Genomic DNA, 5,265 nt, shown 5'->3' on the forward strand with positions numbered 1-5,265 from the left:
GCTCAAGGCCAAGCTCAGCTTCGACGTCGCCGGCGCCTCCAAAGCTGCGATCGAGAAGATCGAGAAGGCCGGCGGTTCGGTGAAGCTGCCGGAAGCGGCCGCCGCCGAGTAACGGCGATTTGAAGCGTGGCCGGCGGGGATGGTTTCATTTTTGCCGCCCGTCCGCGCTTTGATCTTGATCAATTAGGCGGCCGCGTCAACGCGGCCGCTTGCATGTTGACGGTCCGGAGCTTATCTCGTGAGCTTCGGTGACACGCGCCGCCTGAGCTGCGGGCATCGAGCGCGACATAGAAATCAATGAAGTAGAGCATAATCAATGAAGTAGAGCATGATGTCTTCCGAAAACCGCTTCACACTTTTCGGCATCATGCTCTAGCGGAGAAAATCAGGCATGGCTTCGGCTGCTGAACAACTAGCCTCCAATCTGAATTTTGCGGCCTTCGCCAAGGCCGAGGATCTGAAGAAGCGGATCTGGTTTACCGTCGGCGCGCTGCTCGTCTACCGCCTCGGTACCTACATCCCGCTTCCCGGGATCAATCCCGACGCTTTCGCGCAGGCCTTCTCCTCGCAGAGCAAGGGCGTGCTCGGCATGTTCAACATGTTTGCCGGCGGCGCCGTGCAGCGCATGGCGATCTTCGCGCTCGGCATCATGCCCTACATCTCCGCCTCCATCATCATGCAGCTGATGACCTCGGTCATCCCGTCGCTGGAAGCGCTGAAGAAGGAAGGCGAGCAGGGCCGCAAGATCATCAACCAGTACACGCGCTACGGCACCGTGCTGCTGGCCTTGGTGCAGGCCTACGGCATTTCGGTCGGGCTGGAGGGCGGCAACGGTATCGTCACCGATCCCGGCATGTTCTTCCGCATCTCGACCGTCGTCACGCTTGTCGGCGGGACCATGTTCCTCATGTGGCTCGGCGAGCAGATCACCGCGCGCGGCATCGGCAACGGCATTTCGCTGATGATCTTCTCGGGCATCGTCGCCGGCCTGCCGCACGCCATTTCAGGCACGCTGGAACTCGGCCGCACCGGCGCGCTGTCCACGAGCCTGATTCTCGCGATCATCGTGCTCGCCGTCGCCGTCATCGGCGTCATCGTCTTCTTCGAGCGCGCCCAGCGCCGCCTGCTCATCCAGTATCCGAAGCGGCAGGTCGGCAACCGGATGTTCCAGGGCGACACCTCGCATCTGCCGCTGAAGCTCAACACCTCGGGCGTCATCCCGCCGATCTTCGCCTCCTCGCTGCTGCTTCTCCCGGCAACGGTTGCCGGCTTCTCGCAGACCACCAACCTGCCTGCCTGGGCGAGCACGGTTCTTGCGGCGCTGGGCCACGGCCAGCCGCTCTATATGGCGTTCTATGCGGCGATGATCATTTTCTTCGCCTTCTTCTATACGGCAATCGTCTTCAACCCGAAGGACACGGCCGACCAGCTCAAGAAGCATTCCGGCTTCATCCCGGGCTATCGTCCGGGCGAGCGCACCGCCGAATATATCGACTATGTTCTGACGCGGATCACCGTCATCGGCGCCATCTACCTGGTGCTGGTGTGTCTGCTGCCTGAGTTCCTGATTTCAGCGACTGGCGTACCTTTCTATCTCGGTGGCACATCGCTTCTGATCGTGGTCAGTGTCACGCTCGACACGGTGGCGCAGATTCAGGGTCACCTGATCGCGCACCAGTATGAGGGCCTGATCAAGAAGTCGAAGTTGCGCGGGGGTAAGAGGAGCAGATGAGGCTGATATTGCTTGGGCCGCCAGGAGCGGGCAAGGGGACGCAAGCACAGAGACTGGTAGAAAAACACGGCATACCCCAGCTTTCGACGGGAGACATGCTGCGTGCCGCCGTCCAGGCCGGAACCGAAGTCGGCAAGCGGGCCAAGGCGGTTATGGATGCCGGCGAGCTGGTATCGGACGCGATCGTCAATGCGATCGTTGCCGAGCGGATCGACCAGCCCGACTGCGCCAGGGGCTTCATCCTCGACGGTTATCCGCGCACGCTGGTGCAGGCCGATGCCGTCGAAGCCATGCTCGCCGAGCGCAACATCGCGCTCGACAGCGTCATCGAGCTCGTCGTCGACGACAAGGCGCTGGTCGGGCGCATCGTCAAGCGGGCCGAGGATGCCAAGGCGGCCGGCCAGCCGGTGCGCAAGGACGACAACCCGGCGGTGTTCGAGGAGCGCCTGCGAGAATATTACAAGAAGACGGCGCCGCTGACCGGCTACTACTATGCCAAAGGCAGGCTGAAGAGCGTTGACGGCATGGCCAGCATCGACGCGGTGACCGCGGAGATCGAGAAGGTGCTCACGGCGGCGGTGAGCTAGGCCGCTCCGACAAGCAAAGATTGCGCTTGACTGGAAGAAGCCATTGGGGTATGGCGGCCCGTCTTCCTATCAGGCATGGACTTTGCTTGCCCGCAAGGGCAGGGCATCTGTTTTGAACCAGGAAACTCCCGCAAGGGCCGGCCTCCACCGGACGCGGGGCAACTTAGATAGCGCCGGGCCTGCCTTTTTGAAGGATGGCCGGCCCAAATGGAGATGAAAGAACATGGCTCGTATAGCCGGCGTCAACATTCCGACCAACAAGCGCGTCGTCATTGCGCTTCAGTACATTCACGGCATCGGCAAGAAGTTTGCCCAGGAGATCGTCGACAAGGTCGGCATCCCGGCAGACCGCCGCGTCAACCAGTTGACCGACGCGGAAGTGCTGCAGATCCGCGAGACGATCGACCGCGACTACCAGGTCGAAGGCGACCTGCGCCGCGAGGTCTCGATGAACATCAAGCGGCTGATGGACCTCGGCTGCTACCGCGGCCTGCGTCACCGCCGCTCGCTGCCGGTCCGCGGCCAGCGCACGCATACCAATGCGCGCACCCGCAAGGGCCCGGCCAAGGCGATCGCCGGCAAGAAGAAGTAATTAGGGGAATAAGGGGGTAGGGGAGTAAATAGTCCGAAATCGGATCGTTCATTTCCCCACTCCCTTACTGCCCTATTCCCCTACTCCCTTACGAAGGTGGAGCCGCTGGCGTTACGGCGGTGTAGAGATCAACTGAAAGGACTACCATGGCCAAGGAAGCCGCTCGTGTTCGCCGTCGCGAACGCAAGAACATCTCGTCGGGCGTTGCCCACGTCAATTCGACCTTCAACAACACGATGATCACCATCACCGACGCGCAGGGCAATTCGATCGCCTGGTCGTCCGCCGGCGCCCAGGGCTTCAAGGGTTCGCGCAAGTCGACCCCGTTCGCCGCCCAGATGGCCGCCGAGGACGTCGCCAAGAAGGCACAGGAACACGGCATGCGCATGCTCGAGGTCGAGGTCTGCGGACCCGGCTCCGGCCGTGAATCGGCGCTGCGCGCCCTGCAGGCGGCCGGCTTCACCATCACCTCGATCCGCGATGTGACGCCGATCCCGCACAATGGCTGCCGCCCGCGCAAGAAGCGCCGCGTCTAATATTTTTGAACGCCGCGTGAGCGCCAGGGCGCTCCTCCGCGGCAATTCCAGGCTGCCCGCCACGATTGGATGGTGGCGGGTCAAAGGAAGGAAGACACCATGATCCAGAAAAACTGGCAGGAACTGATCAAGCCGAACAAGATCGAGTTCTCGTCGAAGAAGAAGACGCTGACCACGCTTGTGGCCGAGCCGCTCGAGCGTGGCTTCGGCCTCACGCTCGGCAACGCGCTGCGGCGCGTGCTTCTGTCTTCGCTGCGCGGTGCGGCCGTCACCGCCGTGCAGATCGACGGCGTGCTGCATGAGTTCTCCTCCATCGCCGGCGTGCGCGAGGACGTGACCGACATCGTGCTCAACATCAAGGAAATCGCCATCCGCATGGAAGGCGATGGTCCCAAGCGCATGGTCGTGCGCAAGCAGGGCCCGGGCGCCGTGCTTGCCGGTGACATCCAGACCGTCGGCGACGTCGAGATACTCAACCCCGACCACGTGATCTGCACGCTGGACGAGGGCGCGGAGATCCGCATGGAATTCACCGTCGACACCGGCAAGGGCTATGTGCCGGCTGAGCGCAACCGCGCCGAGGACGCGCCGATCGGCTTGATCCCGGTCGACAGCCTCTACTCGCCGGTCAAGAAGGTCTCCTACAAGGTCGAGAACACCCGCGAGGGCCAGGTTCTCGACTATGACAAGCTGACCATGACCATCGAGACCGACGGTTCGATCTCGGGCGAGGACGCCGTGGCTTTCGCGGCCCGCATCCTGCAGGACCAGCTCAGCCTGTTCGTCAACTTCGACGAGCCGCAGAAGGAAGTCGCCACCGAGGCCGTCACCGAGCTGGCCTTCAACCCGGCGCTGCTCAAGAAGGTCGACGAGCTCGAGCTTTCGGTGCGTTCGGCCAACTGCCTGAAGAACGACAACATCGTCTATATCGGCGACCTGATCCAGAAGACCGAAGCCGAGATGCTGCGCACTCCGAATTTCGGCCGCAAGTCGCTGAACGAGATCAAGGAAGTGCTGGCGGCGATGGGTCTGCACCTCGGCATGGAAGTGCCGGACTGGCCGCCGGAAAACATCGAAGACCTCGCCAAGCGTTACGAGGATCAGTATTGAGCATGAATTCCAAGGATCGGCGGCGCGAGCCGCTCGATCCGACGGTCATGCGGAAAACCATCAGAGGCCGTGGCCTCTTGAACAACTAAAGAAGGAAAAGAGCCATGCGCCACGGTTTCAAAGGCCGTCGCTTCGCCCGCAGCGTAAGCCACCGCAAGTCGATGTTCGCCAACCTCGCCGTGTCTCTGATCGAGCACGAGCAGATCGTCACCACCCTGCCGAAGGCGAAGGACCTGCGTCCGATCGTCGAGAAGCTGGTGACGCTCGGCAAGCGCGGCGACCTGCACGCCCGCCGCCAGGTGATCGCGCAGATCGGCAATGAAGGCGTCGTCAAGCGCCTGTTCGAAACCATCGCACCGCGCTACGCCAGCCGCAACGGCGGCTACCTGCGCATCATGAAGGCGGGCTTCCGCCACGGCGACAATGCCGCCATGGCGGTCATCGAGTTCGTCGACCGCGACACCTCGGCCAAGGGCGCCGCCGACCGCGCGCGTCTCGAGGCCGAAGGCGGCGAAGAGGAAGCCGCGGCCGCATAAGGCCAGGTTTTCAGCGAATGAATTCAAGGGGCCTTCGGGGCCCCTTTTTCGTTCTGAAGCCAGCGAGCAGGGCGAGCGGATTTTCGTTCTCGTTCTCACGCTTTTGCGCGACAAGCATCGTATTTCCGTGCATTAGCCTTTCATTCTGCACAATCGTCGGGACAATGGCGCC

The 5,265-nt window shown here is 62.4% G+C and carries 7 protein-coding genes; all 7 read left to right on the forward strand.

Annotation, left to right across the window (positions count from 1 at the left end):
• Positions 1 to 112, forward strand: a 112-nt coding sequence (locus EOA75_RS28100) for an uL15m family ribosomal protein (RefSeq protein ID WP_164747608.1), incomplete at its 5' end; no start/stop codon positions are given.
• Between the two features lie 279 nt (positions 113 to 391).
• A complete protein-coding gene (gene secY, locus EOA75_RS28105; protein ID WP_127325696.1) occupies positions 392 to 1,732 on the forward strand; it encodes a preprotein translocase subunit SecY in 1,341 nt (446 codons plus the stop codon).
• Complete coding sequence (locus EOA75_RS28110; RefSeq protein ID WP_095780445.1) at positions 1,729 to 2,319, forward strand: adenylate kinase; 591 nt, start codon at positions 1,729 to 1,731, stop codon at positions 2,317 to 2,319. Before secY ends, EOA75_RS28110 begins: the two co-directional genes overlap by 4 nt.
• A gap of 223 nt (positions 2,320 to 2,542) precedes the next feature.
• Complete coding sequence (gene rpsM / locus EOA75_RS28115) at positions 2,543 to 2,911, forward strand: 30S ribosomal protein S13 (protein ID WP_027170351.1); 369 nt, start codon at positions 2,543 to 2,545, stop codon at positions 2,909 to 2,911.
• Positions 2,912 to 3,057: 146 nt separating this feature from the next.
• Entirely contained in the window at positions 3,058 to 3,447 is a 390-nt protein-coding gene (gene rpsK / locus EOA75_RS28120) for a 30S ribosomal protein S11 (RefSeq protein WP_006205444.1), read from the forward strand.
• Between the two features lie 99 nt (positions 3,448 to 3,546).
• Positions 3,547 to 4,557, forward strand: coding sequence for a DNA-directed RNA polymerase subunit alpha (locus tag EOA75_RS28125; RefSeq protein WP_059188661.1), 1,011 nt, complete (start codon positions 3,547 to 3,549; stop codon positions 4,555 to 4,557).
• A 104-nt stretch (positions 4,558 to 4,661) separates the two neighbouring features.
• On the forward strand, positions 4,662 to 5,093 hold the full coding sequence (rplQ, locus tag EOA75_RS28130) for a 50S ribosomal protein L17 (RefSeq protein WP_066989613.1): 432 nt from the start codon (positions 4,662 to 4,664) through the stop codon (positions 5,091 to 5,093).
• The last annotated feature ends 172 nt before the right edge of the window (positions 5,094 to 5,265 follow it).

It is taken from the genome of Mesorhizobium sp. M1A.F.Ca.IN.022.07.1.1 (assembly GCF_003997575.1).
Taxonomy (GTDB): domain Bacteria; phylum Pseudomonadota; class Alphaproteobacteria; order Rhizobiales; family Rhizobiaceae; genus Mesorhizobium.

Bases quoted from the DNA above. Each gene is read 5' to 3' on its own strand.
- rpsM (WP_027170351.1), top strand. From the start codon at position 2,543: ATGGCTCGTATAGCCGGCGTCAACATTCCGACCAACAAGCGCGTCGTC.
- EOA75_RS28125 (WP_059188661.1), top strand. From the start codon at position 3,547: ATGATCCAGAAAAACTGGCAGGAACTGATCAAGCCGAACAAGATCGAG.
- secY (WP_127325696.1), top strand. From the start codon at position 392: ATGGCTTCGGCTGCTGAACAACTAGCCTCCAATCTGAATTTTGCGGCC.
- rpsK (WP_006205444.1), top strand. From the start codon at position 3,058: ATGGCCAAGGAAGCCGCTCGTGTTCGCCGTCGCGAACGCAAGAACATC.
- EOA75_RS28110 (WP_095780445.1), top strand. From the start codon at position 1,729: ATGAGGCTGATATTGCTTGGGCCGCCAGGAGCGGGCAAGGGGACGCAA.
- rplQ (WP_066989613.1), top strand. From the start codon at position 4,662: ATGCGCCACGGTTTCAAAGGCCGTCGCTTCGCCCGCAGCGTAAGCCAC.